Genomic DNA, 17,192 nt, shown 5'->3' on the forward strand with positions numbered 1-17,192 from the left:
ACCCGGGCTACCGATCGATCTGCGAAAGACGGGGCGCTAGGTGGTCCGGTCGGCGACGGCGCGGGTCGCCTCGTCGAGCAGTTGGCGTGCCTCGGCCGAGTCCGGGTCGACCCGTACGGCGGTGCGGGCGGCGGTCAGTGCCTCGTCGGGCCGGCCGTCCCTGAGCGCGTAGTACGCGTAGGCGGTGAGCGCGGGCTCCCGGTCGGGGTTGTCGCGGTACACCGACTCCAGCAGCATCCAGGCGGTCTCCCGGGCACCGCGCTCCCAGAGCCGGTCGACATAGGTCAGTCGGGCGTCGACGGTGCTCGGGTCGGTGGGGTCGATCGTGCCCGGGTCACCGATGGCGGTACGCAGCCGGGTGTACAGCTCGACGAAGGGCTCGGGTACGCCGTGGCTCTCCAGCAGCCCGAACATGTTGGCGACCGTCTTCGCGTCAGGTGAGACCGCTGCGGCCTGCTCGAAGGTGGCGAGTGCCTCGGCCAGCCTGCCGCGTTCCAGTTGGATCATGCCGAGCGCGTTGTGATAGGCGACGTGCTCGGGTGCCAGGGCGATCGCCTTGGACATCGACCGTTCCGCCCGTTCGAGGTCACCGTGGCCGAACTCCGTCAACGACAGTACGGAGTGTGCCCGTGGCAACTCCGGGCCGTACCGTACGGCCTGCCGTGCCGCGTACAGCGCCTCCTCGCCGAGTTCGGCTCCGAGCTTGCCCAGCACGTTGGCCAGGGAGAGCCAGTTCGCCGCGTCCTCCGGGCCGAGTTCCACCGCCCGGCGGGCGTACGGTTCGGCCTCGGCCGCCCTGCGCAGATCGCAGAGCAGGTCGCTCATGCCGGTCAGCGCCGTCGGCCAGTCCGGCTCGACCTCCAGCAGCTTGCGGGAGACCTGGTACGCCTCGTCCTGGCGGCCGGTGTTGCGCAGGATCCAGGCCAGGTCGGCAAGTGCGGTCGGGTGATCGGGCCGGGTGGCGAGCACGGGGCGCAGCAGCGCCTCGGCCTGTGTCCAGCGCCCCACCTCGATGAGCGCGTTGGAGCGACTGACCGCCGCGGCCTGCGGGTCCGGCTCTCCGGCCACCACTCTCCTCGAATCGCGATCTGCCGCCGGAGCGAACGGCGTGGGGTCTCCCGGCGTACTTCCGGATGGCCCGGGTGTCGGACGCGCTCCCGCCCGCTCCTGGTCGGACGGGCTGAGCTGACCCGAGGGTACCGACCGGGTGGATCGGTCCCGGCAGCGCCTCCGGGGTAGTGGATCTTGTTTCGGGCGGATGCCGGGGGAAGGGGTTGCCGAAAAGGCTTTCAGCCCCGGGCTCGCAGTGCGGGAGTTCGATGGGAAATCCACTGTTGACACGACCGTAACCCGGCTACCAGAATCCTCCGAAAAGGTTTTCGGCACATCGAGGGGGCCGGTGACCGTGACGACCATCCGGCGCCTCGGCGCCCTCCGGCGCGGAGCACCGCGCCCGGACGACCCGCGGCTGTCCCTGGCCGCCAGCGACCTAGACCGGAACCGTCGCCGCCACCGATGCGGATCCGGCCGGTCGGGTGGAACGGAGTGACCCAGGTGGGCATGGCGAACGATCCGACGGAGATCTGGTTCCTGACGGGCAGCCAGTCGCTGTACGGCGAGGAGGTGCTCGAACAGGTCGGTCGCCACGCAGTCCCACGAGGTGTGCCAGCGGCTCGCCGACGGTCTGCGCGCGCAACCCCGCCTCGTCTGGAAACCGGTGCTGACCACCGCCGACGCGATCCGAAGGACGTGTCTGGACGCCACCGCCGACGACCGGGTGGTCGGCGTGATCGCCTGGATGCACACCTTCTCACCGGCGAAGATGTGGATCGCCGGCCTCGGTGCACTCGGCAAGCCGCTGCTGCACCTGCACCCAGGCGAACCGGTCGCTGCCGTGGACCGAACTCGACATGGACTTCATGAACCTCAACCAGGCGGCACACGGCGACCGCGAGTTCGGGTACGTCCAGTCGCGGTTGGGGGTGGCCCGCAAGACCGTCGCGGGCTTCGCCGGTGATCCGTCGGTACACGAACGGGTCGGCGACTGGGCCCGCGCGGCGACCGGCGCCCGGGCGGCGCGGTCGCTGCGGATGGCCCGGTTCGGCGACAACATGCGGGACGTCGCCGTGACCGACGGGGACAAGGTCGGTGCCCAGGCGACCCTGGGCGTCTCGGTGAACGCCTACGGGGTCAACGCCCTCGTCGCGGCGGTTGACGAGGTCACCGACGCCGACGTCACCCGGCTGGTCGCCGAATACGAGGAGCGCTACGACGTCGTGCCGCAGTTGCGGCGCGGTGGCGAGCGCCACGCCTCGCTGCGCTACGGCGCCCGGATCGAACTCGGGCTACGCCAGTTCCTCGTCGACGGCGGATTCGACGCCTTCACCACCAACTTCGAGGACCTGGGCGGCCTGCGGCAACTTCCCGGCCTCGCCGTGCAGAACCTGATGGCCGACGGCTACGGGTTCGGCGGCGAGGGCGACTGGAAGACCGCCGCGTTGCTGCGCATCCTCAAGGTGGTCGCCGGTGACCGGACCTCGCCACCTCCGCCGAGTGCTGGCTGCTCGCCGGCGGGCCGCACCACACCGTACTCAGTACCGCGGTCGGCATGGAGGCGCTCGCCGATCTCGCCGAGATGTCCGGCGTCGAACTGCTCACCATCGACGCCCGGACCGACCACCGGTCGTTCGCCAACCACCTGCGCTGGAACAGCGGCTACCACCGCCTGGCGCAGCGGCTCTAGCCGCACCTCTACCGCACCAACCAAGGAGAACGGCGCACATCTCACACGAATCCAAGGAGAATCATGAAGAGAAGATCGGGCGGGCGGTTCGTCCGGCGGTCCCTGGCCGGAGTCCTCGCCGCGACGCTGATCCTCAGCTCGACCGCGTGCGGTGACGACGGCCCGGGCGACCAGGGCGGCGTGGCCGAGGCCGGACCCACCGGCGTCGACGACGGCAGCGAACTGACGCTCTGGACCCGCGCCCCGCTGGAGAAGCAGGCGAAGCTGCTCGTCGAGGCGTACAACGCCGGTCACCAGAACAAGGTCAAGCTGACGGTCGTACCCAACGACGACTATGTGGCGAAGGTGGGCGCGGCGGCCGGTTCCGGTGGCCTGCCGGACCTCTTCGCCGCCGACATCGTCTACGTGCCGAACTGGGTCGACCAGGGACTGTTCCAGGATCTGAGCACCAACATCGACGGGCTCGCTTTCAAGGACGCCATCAACAAGGGTCACCTCTCGGCCGGTACCCGGGACGGCAGGGCGCACGTGCTGCCCTTCGTACTCGACCTGTCGATGCTGTTCTGGAACAAGCAACTGTTCAAGGACGCCGGGCTGGACCCGGAGAAGGCCCCGGCGAACCTGGCGGAGTACGCCAACGCCGCCAAGGCCGTCCAGGCCACGAAGAAGGCCGGCGTCTACGGTACGGCCGCCGGGCTGAACTGCGGCGGCTGCCTCGTCTTCACCTGGTTCCCGTCCATCTGGGCCGCCGGTGGCGAGGTGCTCAGCGAGGACGGCACCGAGGCCAGGCTGGCCGACGCGACCGCGCAGAAGGTGTACAGCACCTGGGCCGACCTCTGGAAGTCCGGCGCCGTACTGCCCGCCTCGGCCGGCGAGACCGGACCGACCTGGACGGCGGCGTTCACCGAGGGCAAGGTCGGGCTGATGTTCTACCCGGCGACGCTGCTGTCGTCGACGCCGTTCGACGTGGGTGTCGCCGGCATCCCGGGACCGGACGGCGGCGCCTCGACCTTCGTCGGCGGGGACGGCATCGGCGTCTCCAAGGACTCGAAGAAGGCCGCCCAGGCGTGGAACTTCCTCAGCTGGATGATGTCCGAGGAGGCCCAGGTGGAGGTGCTGGCCAAGAACAAGGACGTGGTGTCCCGCTCCGACCTGGCGAACAACACCTACGCCGCCCAGGACCCCCGCCTCGTCACCATCAACGAGGTCGCCGGCAAGGGTGACACCCCGGTCGCGCTCAACTTCCAGCAGGCGTTCAACGCACCGGGCAGCCCCTGGCTGACCCTGGTGCGCAACCAGGTGCTCACCGGCAGCGGGGACCTGGCCAAGGACAACAAGGAAATCACGGCGGTACTCCAGCAGTAGGCGGCTCGCCGCAGGCGTGTGCCGGTCCGCGCCCGCTCGCGGACCCGGCATACGCCCGCCGCGCCGCACCCGTGAACGGTCACCGGTCCGGCCCATCGCCGATCGAACGAGGAGTTGTGATGAACGTCAGCGCACCAGCACGCCCACCAAGTGCGGTGGCGACCCGTGGCCGGCTCCGGCCCGGCCGGCGGCAGGCAGTGCTCGGCTGGATCTACGCCACGCCGACCGCGGCATTCGTGGTGGCGCTGTTCGTGGTGCCACTGCTGCTCGTGATCAGGATGTCGCTGTCTCGCTGGCCGTTGCTCAGCGGCGACCAGGGGATCAACGCGCCGGACAACTTCACAAAGGCGGTGAGCCACCGCTTCTTCACCGACTCGGTGGTCTTCACTCTCAAGTACACGGTGCTGGCGACCGTACTGCTGCTCGCGCTCGGCCTGGGAATGGCCCTGCTGGTGCAGGAGTCGAGCCGGTGGAACAACCTGCTCCGCGCGTCGTTCCTGGTGCCCAGCGCGCTCGGGCTGGCCTCGGCGTCGCTGCTGTTCTACGTGCTCTACTCGCCGTACGCGAGTCCGCTGGCCCCGGTGGTGGAACGGCTCGGCATCACGTTCCTCGGTTCGCCGAACGCCGCGCTCTTCTCGACGGTCTTCCTCATCGTCTGGCGCTACGCCGGCTTCTACATGGTGCTGATGCTGGTCGGCCTGCAGAGCATTCCGGCCGACGTCTTCGAGGCGGCGCGCTCGGACGGCGCCACCCGCTGGCAGACGTTCCGCAGCGTCACCCTGCCGCTGCTGCGTCCGACGCTGGCGCTGACCACCGTGCTCTGCGTGACCGGCTCCCTGCTCGCCTTCGAGCAGTTCTACATCCTCACCAAGGGCGGCCCGGACAACAGCACCATCACCGTGGTCCAGCTCATCTACATGATCGCGTTCCAGGGCCAGAACGACCTCGGCGTCGCGGCGGCGCTCTCGGTCATCGTGCTGGCGGCCCTGGTCCTCATCAACGCGCTGCAACTGCGCGCCTTCCGGTCCGAGGAGAACTGACCCGATGACCGTCGATTCCAGGCCCACCCGGACCGCCGTGGCGGGACCGCCCCGGACACCGGAGCAGGTGCCGACCAGGCGGAGGCCGCGCGGTCTCACCATCGCCGGAGTCGCCTACCGGACGCCCTACTGGGTCTTCACCGCAGCGGTGGCCGTCATCTTCCTCTTCCCGCTGGTCTGGACCGCCGTCGCCTCGGTCTCCCCGCAGCCGGGCACCAACCAGGCGACCGGCTGGGGCTTCGGCAACTACACCACCCTCGCCGACTACCAGGCCGGGGTGTGGCGCTACCTCGCCAACTCGACCCTCGTCTCGCTGCTGACGGTCGCCCTCACACTGCTGATCTCGCTGCTCGGCGGGTACGCCTTCGCCCGGTTCCGCTTCCCGGGCCGGAACCTCCTCTTCCTGCTCACCCTGGCCATCCTGATGGTGCCGTACGCGACCCTGCTCATCCCGCTCTACGTCCTGCTCAACCAGGTCGGGCTACAGAACTCGCTGATCGGTGTCGCCCTGGTGCTCACCATGTTCCAGCTGCCGTTCTCCACGTTCCTGATGCGCATCTCCTTCGAGGCGGTGCCGCGCGAACTCGACGAGGCGGCCAGGGTCGACGGCTGCTCGTCGTTCAGCGCGCTGTGCCGGGTGCTGGTGCCGGCGGTCAAGCCGGGCCTGATCACCGTGGGGCTCTTCGCGTTCCTCGCCGCCTGGAACGACTTCATGGCGCCGCTGATCCTGATCAACGACTCCGAGCGGATGACGCTGCCGCTCGCCGTGGCCAACCTCCGCGGCCAGGTGCAGGGCGTCGTCGACTACGGCGCCACCGAAGCCGGCGTCGTCGTCCTGGCGCTTCCGTGCGTCGTGCTGTTCCTGCTGCTCCAACGACACTACGTGCGCGGCTTCATGTCCGGCGCACTGAAGGGATGACCATGGCATCCAGCGCCTCCACGGCGGCCCCCGTCCTGCCGAGCCGAGGGCGGCTGCGGCCGCTCGGACTGGACGAGGTCCGCATCACCGGCGGCTTCTGGGCCGAACGCCAGTCCGTCAACGCCGCGGCCAGTCTCGAACACATCGCGCACTGGCTCGAACGGGAGGGCTGGATCCGCAACTTCGACCTGGTGGCCGACGGCGGCGACCTGGCCGGGGAGCGCCGGGGGCGGGAGTTCTCCGACTCGGAGGTCTACAAGTTCCTGGAGGCGATGGCCTGGGAGATCGGCCGCAGCGACGACCCGGGACTGGAGGCGAGGTTCCGCGCCGTGGTGCAGCGGGTGGGCCGGGCCCAGGACGCCGACGGATATCTCAACACCAGGTTCGGTCGTCCCGGCCAGCCTCCGCGCTGGTCGGACCTGCGTTGGGGCCACGAACTCTACTGCGTCGGGCACCTCCTCCAGGCCGCCGTCGCGCGGGCGCGTACCCGCCCGGACGGCGACGACGGGCTGGTGGCGATCGCCCGGCGGGCCGCCGACAACGTCTGCGAGACCTTCGGGCCGGACGGCATCGACGGCCTCTGCGGGCACCCGGAGATCGAGCTCGCGCTGGCGGAGTTCGCCCGGGTCACCGGAAACGACCGCTACCTCCACCAGGCGGCGCTCTTCGTGGAACGGCGCGGCCACGGCCGGCTCGGCGACGTGGAGTGGCGCCGGGAGTACTTCCAGGACGAGACCCCGGTCCGCCAGGCGACGGTGCTGCGTGGGCACGCGGTCCGGGCGAACTACCTCGCCGCCGGTGCGGTCGACGTGGCCACCGAGACCGACGATCCCGGCCTGCTCAAGGCGGTACGCGACCAGTGGCGGACCGCGGTGGCCCGGCGCACGTACGTCACCGGTGGGCAGGGCTCCCGGCACCAGGACGAGGCGTTCGGCGAGGACTGGGTACTGCCGCCCGACCGCGCCTACTCGGAGACCTGCGCCGGGGTCGGGTCGGTGATGCTCGCCTGGCGGCTGCTGCTCGCCTGCGGCGACTCCGGGTACGCCGACCTGATCGAGCGGACGCTCTTCAACGTGGTGTCGACCTCACCGGCGGCCGACGGAAGGAGCTTCTTCTACACCAACACCCTGCACCGGCGGGAACCCGGCACGGTCCCGGACGACGACCGGCCCAGCATCCGGGCCGCCGCCGCCCAGCGGGCACCCTGGTACGAGGTGTCGTGCTGCCCGACGAACGTGGCCCGTACCCTGGCCAGCCTGGCGGCGTACGTCGCGACGACCGACGACGAGGGCCTCCAGTTGCACCAGTACGTCCCCGGGACGGTCGTGCACCGCCCGGCGGACGGGCCGCAGCGGCGGCTCACGATCGCCACCGGCTACCCGGCCGACGGCGAGATCCGGGTACGGGTCGACGACGCCGACGACCGCCCGTGGACGCTCGCGTTGCGGGTGCCCGGCTGGGCGGAGCAGGGCGCGACAGTGACCGTCGGCACGCGGACCCGGCCGGTACGCCCCGGCTACGCCACCGAGCGGCGGGTCTGGCGAGCCGGCGACGAGGTGGTGCTGCGGCTGCCGATGGCGCCCCGGTTCAGCCACCCGGACCCGCGCATCGACGCGGTACGCGGCTGCGTGGTGGTGGAACGCGGCCCGCTGGTGTACGCGGTGGAGTCGGTGGACCTGCCCGGGGGTGGCACCGTCGACGACCTCCGGGTCGACGTGAGCCGGCCGCCCAGCCTGGTCGGCAGCCGGGTGGTGGTGCGGTGCCGGCGCCTCGACCCGCCCGACCGGGACTGGCCCTACGGCGTGGACGGGGCTGAGCCGCTGGACTGTGCCGGGCCGCTGGACCGTGCCGGGCCGCTGGACAGTGCCGGGCCGCTGGACAGTGCCGGGCCGGTGGACAGGGCTGGGCTGGTGGCCGGAAGGGCGGCGGATCTGGTCGAGGTTCCGCTGGTCCCGTACCACGCCTGGGCCAACCGGGGGCCCTCCACGATGCGGGTCTGGATCCCGACGAGCTGACCGGCCGACCACCCCAAACCGCCCGGCGTCCACGCCTGTCCCCGGTGCCGACCGGTGGTGTCCAACCCTGTCCAACGGTGTCCAGTTCGGACCTCTCGGCGGCTGGTCTGCGACCTACCGTGCGATCGAGGTTGCCGCATCCGCCGCACCCGGTCAGGGGAAGGATCCGACGATGACATCGAGAGCCGGCATGGCAGTGGTCGCCGCGGTGGTGCTCGGGTTGGTCTCGACGTCCGGGCAACCGGCGCAGGCACTCGCCCTGCCCGGTGCACCGCAGCCGGATCCGGTGCGGCTGACCCGGCAGACCGAGGCTCAGGCCCTGGCGGCCGACCTGGCGACGCTGGCGAAGGAACAGGGCTGGACCCTGGCCCAGGCGCGCGCCCGGCACGAGCTGGCCGAGCGGGTACGCCCACTGCACCGGGCGCTGGCGACCCGACTGCCCGACACGTACGTCGGCGCGGTCCTTCCCGAGACGCCGGGGGAGGCACCCAGGTTCCTGGTCAAGGGTGCGGCGCCGGAGTTCGTCCGGACGATGGTCGCCGGCTCCGGGATGCCGATCCGGATCGTCGACCACCAGCCGTACTCGGCCGGGGAGCTGGCCGACCGGTCCAGGGCGGTGCACGGGCAGCTCAGGGCGATGGGATACACCTCCGTCACCACTGCCGCCGACATCACCTCGGGGCAGGTGAGGGCGACGGTCACCGCCGAGCCGGGCTCGGCCCTGCGGGCCGCCGCGACCGTCACGGCGCTGCCCGCGGCACTGCGGGCCGGGCTCGACCTCGACGTGATCGAGGGCCCGGCCAACCTCCGGCACACCAGCCTGTTCGGCGGGATGCCCACCACCCGCCCCGGCGCCGGGCTGCTCTGCACCACCGGCTTCTCGGTCAGCCCGGGCGGGTTCGTCGGGGTGACGACCGCCGCGCACTGCAACAACACCCAGGCGGCCCACAACGGTGCCCGGCATCCGCTCGACCTCTTCGACGAGCATCTCGGGGACTTCGGTGACGTCGAGTGGTCGACGACCTCCGGGGTGCCGGTGACCGACGACTTCGTGGCCGGCTCGACCGAGACCCGGGACGTGACAGGCGTCCGGGCCCTGGCCGACATGATGATCGGGGACCAGGCGTGCGTCTTCGGCCAGAGCACCGGCCTGCGCCGCTGTTCGTTCATCGCCGACCTGGACGTCTCGATCACCGACCGGCGCGGCACCTCGCACCGGCAGGTGGCGGTGCGGGACAACATCACCCAGTCCGGTGACAGCGGCGGCCCCTGGTTCGTCGGCACCGTGGCGTACGGCACGCACGTGGGCAACGCGCAGGTGAACGGGGCGACGGTCTCCGCCTTCAGCGTCGCCGACCTCTTCGACGAGGCGCTCGGCGTGCGGGTGATGCGGTAGGGGCGGTTGCGGCCGGGGTGCCGGGGCTGGCCGCCCCGGCGCCCCGGCGCGCTCTCACGAGGTCGTACCGGTGACGTTTCCGCCCGACTCGGTGACGTGGTAGGTCACTGTGGTGCCGCTCCAGAAGTGGAAGGTGAGGGTGACCCGCTGGCCGTCGTTCACCTCGGCGAAGAACTCCGGCTTCAGCGTGATGGAGTTCCCGCTGTAGTTCGGGGCGAAGGCGACGTCGAACTCCTTGAACGAGGTCCAGTTGTGCGGGCCGGCGTTGCTGCCGTCGGCGTACTTCGCCTCCATTGTGGCGAGTTGGTCACCCCGGAACTGGGTGGGTACCGCGAACGAGCTGGCCGGCCCGGTCGCGTTCGCCAGCACCGGCGGGTCGTACGTGATGATGCTTATCCGCCACGGCACGCCCTGGGAGAACCGTGCCTGGAGGTTCGCGTTGACGCCGTACGCCCGGGAGCCGACCAGCCGGGTGAGGGCGGCGGCGGTGAGCGTGAGGGTGCTGCCGGAGACGGTGTAGTCGGTGCCGTTGACCAGGTCGGTGTTGCCCTGGCGCAACCCCTGGAAAGTCGTGCCGTTCAGGTTGAGCGTCAGGCTCTTGCTGGTGATCGTGCCGGTACGCGGCACGTACACCTGGTCGCTCGACGCGGTGCCGGAGCGGGCGGTCCAGCTCGACCTGATCTGCGCGAAGAGTTCCGGGTCGCTCCACTGGAACGAGGTGCGGCCGAAGTGCTGCCCGTTGTCCCACAGTTGGGTGGTGATCCGGCGGTCGCGGGCGTAGTGGCCGAGGTACTCGAAGAACTTCAGCTTCTCGCCCTGCTGCACCGTGCCGGTGTGCCTGTCGAAGCCGAGCAGCCCGTACTCGCCGATGATGACCGGGATGTTGCGGGCGACGAAGGCGTTGTGGACGCGGTCGAAGACGCCGGTCAGGTCCTGCTGCACTGTGGCGTCGAAGCGGGTACCACCGGCGACGTTCACGCTGAACGGCCAGTACCCGTAGAAGTGGACGGTGGCGATCAGGTTCGGGTCGTTCAGCGCGTCGAAGGTGCTGGCCAGTTCGTCGACCCGGGGCTGGTCGGCCGAGGTGTGCAGGGTCGGCAGCACCAGCAGTCGGGTGGCGTTTCCGCCGCCGGACTGCCGGACGATGCGGTGGAACGACGTGTTCAGCTCGTGCAGCAGCGTGGCGTTCTGGGCGTCGCCGGAGCTGCCGGTGAACTGCGGCTCGTTGACGCTCTCGAAGGTCAGCCGGGGTGAGGCGTCCCGGAAGGCGGCGGCGATCTGCGTCCAGAGCGCGTTGTAGCGGTTGAGCACGTTGGTGCGGTCGGTCGGCATCGTGTTGATCCACTGCCACGAGTCGTGGTGGATGTTGATCATCACGTAGAAGCCGTCGGCGAGCGCCCAGTCGACCACCTCGCGTACCCGGTTGAGCCAGGCCGCGTCGATCGGGTAGCTCGGCGCCGGGCCGTGGTGGTTGCTCCAGGTGACCGGGATCCGGATGCTGTTGAAGCCCTGCGCCCGGACGTTGTCCAGCAACGCCTCGGTCACCCGGGGGTTGCCCCAGGCGGTCTCGTCGGCGCCGACCGCGTCGAAGGAGTTGCCGAGGTTCCAGCCCGGCTGCATCGCGGCCACCGCCGCCATGGCGTTGCCGGCCGGCGGCGGCGTGGTCGGCGGGCGGGTGGTGGGCGGCGCGCTGGTCGGCGGCCGGGTGCTCGGCTGGCCGGTCGGTCCGCCCACGTCGCCGGTGCAGGCGACGCCGTTGAGCGCGAACGAGGTGGGCGCGGTGTTCGTGCCGGTCCAGGAGCCGTTGAAGCCGAACGACACCGTCGCGTTTGTCGCGATCGTGCCGTTGTAGCTCACGTTGGTCGCCGTCACCTGGCTGCCCGAGGCGGTCACGTCGGCGTTCCACGCCTGGGTGACCCGCTGGCCGGACGGGAACGTCCAGACCAGGCTCCAGGCGCTGACCGGGTCACCGAGGTTGGTGATGCCGACGTTGGCGGTGAAGCCGCCCGACCACTGGGCCGAGGTCGAGTACGTCACCCGGCAGCCGGCGGCCGCCTGGGCGCTGACCGCCACCGTCACCGTCGAGACCAGCAGTACGGCGGCGCCCGCCGCGACCAGACCGACCCGCCACCGGGCTCTTCGCACCGTGTTGCGCACACTCACAATGGGACTCCTTGCCTGGGTTCCGGCGCTGGCAGGTGCTGGGCGCGCCGCAGGGGAGGGGCGCGCCACAGGGGTAGGCGTCGTGGCGCGCCCCCGGGGAGCCGACATTAAGTTTGGAAGCCAAACTTTGTCAATCGGTGTCAGGCTATATCTTGTCCCGTTGGGCTGGGAGACGCCGGAGGGAAGGGTGGCGCCGACCTCGGCCCGAGCCGGCGGTGGCGGCCGGGCCGGCGGTGCTCAGGCGGTGGCTGCCTCGTCCGAGGCTTCCGGGCGTCCCGCCCCGCGCTCCAGCAGTTCGGTGAGACCCGTTATCTCCAGGGTCTCCGAGAGGAAGGTCGGGATCGGGCGTACCGTGACCGGAATGCCCGAATCGCGGCCGCGTTTCCAGGCGTACACCAGGACGGACAGGCCGGTACTGTCGACGAAGGTCAGCCGCTCGAGGTCGATGGTCAGCGCGCGCGGCGCGGAGTCCAGGGCGGAGGCCAACGCGGTCCGCAACAGTTCGGCGCAGGGGAAGTCGAGGTCGCCGCTGACCGTCACGACGGTCTGCTCACCCTGATGGACATCGATCGTCAGCGGTATCGGTGCCGGTATCGCCTGATCCAAGTAGTCACCTCCGCGCTCTTTCACGCCAACTCAACTCTAGGACACCCGCGGCCGTGCTGCCCGACGGCACGACCTCTGCCAACCGTCGAGGTCAGGGTCGCCGTCGCCGATACATGCCGGGGGACAAGTAACCGCGTAGGGTGGGACGCAGGCAGAGGACAGGAGTACGACTCGCGTGAACACCGCCAATCTCGCCGGCTGGGAGTCGGGCAGTCGCCAGGCTTCCACAGCGGCGCCGGACGGCGTGATCGGCGCGCGGTCGAACGGCGTTGGTGGCACGCAGTCGGCGGTACCTTCCGTGGTCGGCTCACCAGCACTCGGTGACGAGATCGTCGACAACTTCCGCGAGGGCGTTGTGGTGTGCGACTCCGCCGGCACCGTCCTCGGGTTCAGCCAGCCCGCCGGAGACCTTCTTCCCGGACTTGCCGTCGGCCGGACCTTCGCCAGCTCCGGCGTACCAGCGCTGGTGCCGGGTGAGCTGACCCTCGCCGGCCGCCGGGTGCGATGCCGCCAGGTGAACCTGAGCATCGGCGGCGTGGCCAGCACGGTCTGGTACGTCGAGGACGTGACCGATGCCATAGCCCGCTCCGACGCGTTGCTTGCCGAACAGGGGCGGGCGCGTTTCCTGGAGACCGCGAGCCAACTGCTCGGCAACCCGCTGCACGAGGACCGGACTGCCCGGGCGGCCGCCCGGCTCGCCGTACCCAGGCTCGGTGAGGTCGCCGTGATCGTGCTGACGCCGCGTCGCGGCCGGGTCCGGTGGTGGCGGGCGTCACACGACGACGGCGAGCGGCACGTGGTCGACGGCGGCCTGCTCACCCCCGACCAGTTGCCGCCGGCGGTGATCGAGGCGTGGCAGGGCGGTGAGCCCTCCGAGGTCGACTGGCTGGCCGACCAGTGCGCCGACGTCGGCTGGCTCGACGGCCGCGCCCCCGCCTCGGTCTCGGTACGGGTGGTTCCGCTGCCGGGCCGGGCCGCGCCGACCGGCGCACTGCTGGTGGTACGCGAGGGCGGCGAGCTGGACGCGGACGACCTGGAGTTGCTGCGCGGCTACGCGGCGCGGGCCGGCGGGGCACTCGACGCGGCGGTGCTCTACCGCGACCAGGCCGAGGTCGCCGACACCCTCCAGGCCAGTCTCGCCCCGACGGAACCGCCGCCCGTCCCCGGCGTGCAGTGGGGCGCCGCCTACCGGCCCGCGCAGAGTTCGCTGCGGATCGGCGGGGACTTCTACGGCGCCCACGCACAGCCCGACGGCAGTACGCTCTTCTTCCTCGGGGACGTCTCGGGCAAGGGAGTCGACGCGGCGGTGTTCACCGGTCAGATCCGCCAGGGCATCCAGGCGCTGCGCCGGATCGAGTCCGATCCCGCTCGACTGATCTCGCTGCTCAACGGCTCGCTGCTGGAGACCACCCGGGCGCACGGGCACGGCCGCTTCGCCACCATGGTGCTCGGCCGGGCACATCCGGCACCGTCCGGCGGGCTGTCGCTGACGCTGGCCAGCGGCGGGCACCTGCCTCCGCTGGTGCTGCGCGCCGACGGCACGGTCGAACCGGTCGAGCTGCGCGGCATGCTCGTCGGAGTGGTGCCCGACCCCCGGATCGCCTCGGTCTTTGTGCAACTCGGCCAGGGCGAGACCTGCCTGTTGTTCAGCGACGGGGTCACCGAGGCGCGCGGCGGGATCCGTGGCGAGCAGTTCGGCACCGACCGGCTGGTCGAGGCGCTGCGCGGCTGTGCCCGCATGCCGGCACCGGCGCTGGCCGAGCGGGTCGAGCAGGTGTGCGGCGACTGGCTCGGCGGGCGCGACCACGACGACATCGCCGTCTTCGCCATCCGGGCCGTACCGTCCGGCTCGGCGGCGCGGCACCTCCGGGTGGTCTCGTGACCGCCGTGCTGGACCGGGCGGTGCAGGACGCCTATCCCGACTACCTGCGTCACCTCGACGAGGCCGACGAGAACGCTGCGATCGACCTGGCGCTGGGGCTGCTGGAGCGCGGCGTCCCCGCCGAGGACGTGCTGCTCTCGCTCGTCGCACCGGCGCAGGCACAGGTCGGCGAGTGGTGGCAGCGCGACGAGTGGAGCGTGGCCCAGGAACACGCCGCGACCCACGTCAGCGAGCGGGTGGTCGCGGCGGTCGCCTCGGCGGTACGCCCACGGCCGTACCGGGACCGGGTGGTGGTCGCCTGCATGGACGGCGAGTGGCACGCGCTGCCGGCCCGGCTCGTCGCCGAGGTGCTCCGCCTGGACGGCTGGGAGGTGACCTTCCTCGGCGCGAGCGTGCCGGCCGCGCACCTCGTCTCCTACCTGCACCGGCACGATCCCCGGGCGGTGGCGCTGGGCTGCGCGCTGCCGATGCGGCTGCCGCACGCCTCCCGGTTCGTCGAGGCGTGCCGGCGTAGCGACGTGCCGGTGCTGGTCGGCGGCCTGGGGTTCGGGCCGGACGGCCGGTGGGCGGCGCGGCTCGGCGTGCCGTGGGTTCGGGACGCCCGGGCCGCCTCCACGGCGCTGGCCGGGATGTCCCAAACGGCCTGGCACACGTCCGCGGCCGTCGACGGGCACGACGCCGAGTACGCCGGCCTGGTCGCCGCCCGGGCCGAGCTGATCGATCTCTGCGTGGCCCGGATCCCCGACGTCGCGAAATACACCCCTGCGCAGCTCGACGCCACCATCGCCGATCTCGGCTACATCGTCGACACGCTCGCTGCGGCGGTCTATGTGGACGACGGCACCCTCTTCACCGAATTCGCCGCCTGGCTCGGTGAGGTGCTCGCCAGCCGCAACGTTCCGCTGCGCACCGTGGACAACGCATTCGACCTGATGGCGGAGCGGCTACGCGACTTCCCCCGCGCGCTGCACCTCCTGCGATCCACCCGGCTGACCCCGGGCGGCTCCTGAGCCGGGCGTGCTCCCGGGCGACGCGCGAAGGCGGGCCACCCCGGGCGCCGCCGCACCGGCCGGTGACCGCAGCAGGCTGGAGGGCTACGGTTTCAGTGATCGACAAGCCCGGGCGTCGCGGCACACCGCCTCGCCGGCGGCGCGAGCCTGCCCGGGCGACGGGCGGAGGAGGGAGTGAGCGTGGCGCAGCGCAGGGCACTTGTGGTTCGCGGCGGATGGGAGGGACACCAGCCGGTCAGGGCGACGGAGCTGTTCATCCCGTTTCTCGAAGGCAACGGATACGCCGTACGCGTCGAGGAGTCGACGGAGGTCTACGCCGACGCCGCCGAACTGGCCGACACCGACCTCATCGTGCAGTGCGTGACGATGTCGCAGATCTCCCGGGAAGAACTGGCCGGGCTGCACGCCGCAGTCATCGCCGGCACCGGCTTCACCGGCTGGCACGGTGGCATCGCGGACTCCTTCCGGGCCTCCTCCGACTATCTGCACCTGGTGGGCGGGCAGTTCGCCACCCATCCGGGCAAGGAGCCGTGCGAGCGGCACGGCGGCGAGGAGGACAACTTCCTGCCGCACTCGGTGCGGATCACCGAGCTGGGCCGGGAACATCCGATCACCGCCGGGATCGAGGACTTCGACCTGGTCACCGAACAGTACTGGGTGCTGCACGACGACCTGATCGACGTGCTGGCCACCACGACACACCCGACCCGCGAGTGGCACCCGTGGCACCGGCCGGTCACCTCACCGGCGATCTGGACCCGGCACTGGGGTGCCGGGCGGATCGTGGTGACGACTCCGGGTCACAGCCTCGACGTGCTGGAGCACCCGAGCGTACGTACCGTGATCGAGAGGGGGATGGTGTGGGCGACCCGCACGCCGTCGGCATCATAGGTCTCGGGGTCATCTCCCGGGCCTACCTGGAGACGCTGGCGAACCACGCCGAGCTGCGCATCGCGGCGGTGGCCGACCTGGACGCCACCCGGTCGGCGGCGGTCGCCGCCGAACTGCCCGGCACCGAGGCGTGCGACGTCGATCGCCTGCTCGCCCATCCCGACGTGCGGACCGTGCTCAACCTGACGATTCCCGCGGCGCACGCCGAGCTCTCGCTCGCCGCGATCGAGGCGGGTAAGAACGTCTACGTCGAGAAGCCGCTCGCCGTCACGTTCCCGGACGGCCGCACGATCGTCGAGCGAGCCGCGGCGGCCGGCGTCCACCTCGGTTGCGCGCCGGACACCGTCCTGGGCACGGGCACCCAGACCGCCCGGGCGGCGATCGACGGCGGCCTCATCGGGCGCCCGCTCTCCGCCTCGGCCGTGATGGTCACCCCGGGACACGAGCGCTGGCACCCGCACCCCGACTTCTACTACGCCCCGGGTGGCGGCCCGCTGCTGGACATGGGGCCGTACTACATCTCGGCCCTGGTCCACCTGCTCGGGCCGGTACGCGCGGTGGTCGGCGCCGGCAGTCGGCTGCGCAGCGAGCGGGTCATCGGCTCCGGCCCGCGCAGCGGTGAGCGGGTACCGGTCGAGGTGGACAGTCACGTGACAGGTGTACTGGAACACGTCGACGGCGCCCTCTCCACCATCACCACGAGTTTCGACGGGGTGGCGACGACGGCCGCCCCGATCGAAGTGCACGGCGAGACGGGCAGCCTCGCCGTACCCGACCCGAACCACTTCGAGGGCGAGGTCCGGCTCTTCCCGCTCGGCGGTACCGGCTGGCGGGTGCTCGAAGCACGGGCCGGCTACGCCGACGGCTCCCGGGGACTGGGCCTGATCGACCTGATCCGGGCGGACGGCCGGCGACCGCCGCGCGCCGACGGCGGGTTCGCCCTGCACGTGCTCGAAGCGATGACCGCGCTGCTCCGGTCGGCCGCCGAGGGGCGGCGGATCGAGCTGACGACCGTGGTGCAGCGGCCCGTGCCGGTCCCGTACACCCCGGTCGAGGACTGGCGGGGAGAGCCGGCGGCCACGGGCTGAGCCCTTGCCGCGACTGGATGGCCGAGCCGGTCCCGGCAGGCCCCGGGACCCTCGGCTGCCGCTGCTGCCGTCGC

The 17,192-nt window shown here is 71.5% G+C and carries 12 protein-coding genes and 1 pseudogene; 10 read left to right on the plus strand and 3 right to left on the minus strand.

Features of this window, described 5'->3' with window-relative positions:
• Nucleotides 1-36: 36 nt before the first annotated feature.
• Nucleotides 37-1,068, minus strand: a complete 1,032-nt coding sequence (locus CLT71_RS34855; RefSeq protein WP_158242383.1) for a tetratricopeptide repeat protein — start codon at nt 1,066-1,068, stop codon at nt 37-39.
• Nucleotides 1,069-1,560: 492 nt separating this feature from the next.
• Between CLT71_RS34855 and CLT71_RS34860 the strand changes: the two are divergent.
• From CLT71_RS34860 to CLT71_RS34885, 6 genes and pseudogenes are all read left to right on the plus strand, one after another.
• Nucleotides 1,561-2,743 (plus strand): annotated as a pseudogene (locus CLT71_RS34860) (L-arabinose isomerase family protein).
• A 63-nt stretch (nt 2,744-2,806) separates the two neighbouring features.
• Nucleotides 2,807-4,108, plus strand: a complete 1,302-nt coding sequence (locus tag CLT71_RS34865) for an ABC transporter substrate-binding protein (RefSeq protein ID WP_101370848.1) — start codon at nt 2,807-2,809, stop codon at nt 4,106-4,108.
• Between the two features lie 119 nt (nt 4,109-4,227).
• A complete protein-coding gene (locus CLT71_RS34870) occupies nt 4,228-5,148 on the plus strand; it encodes a carbohydrate ABC transporter permease (protein ID WP_101370849.1) in 921 nt (306 codons plus the stop codon).
• 4 nt (nt 5,149-5,152) lie between these two features.
• Entirely contained in the window at nt 5,153-6,067 is a 915-nt protein-coding gene (locus CLT71_RS34875; RefSeq protein WP_101370850.1) for a carbohydrate ABC transporter permease, read from the plus strand.
• Between the two features lie 2 nt (nt 6,068-6,069).
• Complete coding sequence (locus tag CLT71_RS34880; RefSeq protein ID WP_101370851.1) at nt 6,070-8,082, plus strand: beta-L-arabinofuranosidase domain-containing protein; 2,013 nt, start codon at nt 6,070-6,072, stop codon at nt 8,080-8,082.
• 172 nt (nt 8,083-8,254) lie between these two features.
• A complete protein-coding gene (locus tag CLT71_RS34885) occupies nt 8,255-9,478 on the plus strand; it encodes a S1 family serine peptidase (protein WP_143743748.1) in 1,224 nt (407 codons plus the stop codon).
• Between the two features lie 54 nt (nt 9,479-9,532).
• Here CLT71_RS34885 and CLT71_RS34890 read toward each other — a convergent pair whose 3' ends face one another.
• Nucleotides 9,533-11,641, minus strand: coding sequence for a cellulase family glycosylhydrolase (locus tag CLT71_RS34890; protein ID WP_486483616.1), 2,109 nt, complete (start codon nt 11,639-11,641; stop codon nt 9,533-9,535).
• Between the two features lie 237 nt (nt 11,642-11,878).
• Nucleotides 11,879-12,247, minus strand: coding sequence for an STAS domain-containing protein (locus tag CLT71_RS34895; RefSeq protein ID WP_158242384.1), 369 nt, complete (start codon nt 12,245-12,247; stop codon nt 11,879-11,881).
• A 175-nt stretch (nt 12,248-12,422) separates the two neighbouring features.
• Between CLT71_RS34895 and CLT71_RS34900 the strand changes: the two genes are divergently transcribed.
• From CLT71_RS34900 to CLT71_RS34915, 4 genes are all read left to right on the plus strand, one after another.
• The gene (locus tag CLT71_RS34900; RefSeq protein WP_101370855.1) at nt 12,423-14,129 is read left to right on the plus strand and encodes a PP2C family protein-serine/threonine phosphatase; all 1,707 of its coding nucleotides are present in this window, start codon (nt 12,423-12,425) and stop codon (nt 14,127-14,129) included.
• Nucleotides 14,126-15,139, plus strand: coding sequence for a cobalamin B12-binding domain-containing protein (locus CLT71_RS34905; protein ID WP_101370856.1), 1,014 nt, complete (start codon nt 14,126-14,128; stop codon nt 15,137-15,139). The genes CLT71_RS34900 and CLT71_RS34905 overlap by 4 nt, the downstream gene beginning before the upstream one ends.
• 180 nt (nt 15,140-15,319) lie before the next feature.
• Nucleotides 15,320-16,030: a ThuA domain-containing protein gene (locus CLT71_RS34910; protein ID WP_101372042.1), complete on the plus strand. Its 711-nt coding sequence runs from the start codon at nt 15,320-15,322 to the stop codon at nt 16,028-16,030.
• Nucleotides 16,000-17,118 (plus strand): Gfo/Idh/MocA family protein, encoded by a 1,119-nt coding sequence (locus CLT71_RS34915; RefSeq protein WP_101370857.1) that lies wholly within the window; start codon nt 16,000-16,002, stop codon nt 17,116-17,118. The genes CLT71_RS34910 and CLT71_RS34915 overlap by 31 nt, the downstream gene beginning before the upstream one ends.
• The last annotated feature ends 74 nt before the right edge of the window (nt 17,119-17,192 follow it).

It is taken from the genome of Plantactinospora sp. CNZ320 (assembly GCF_002846275.1).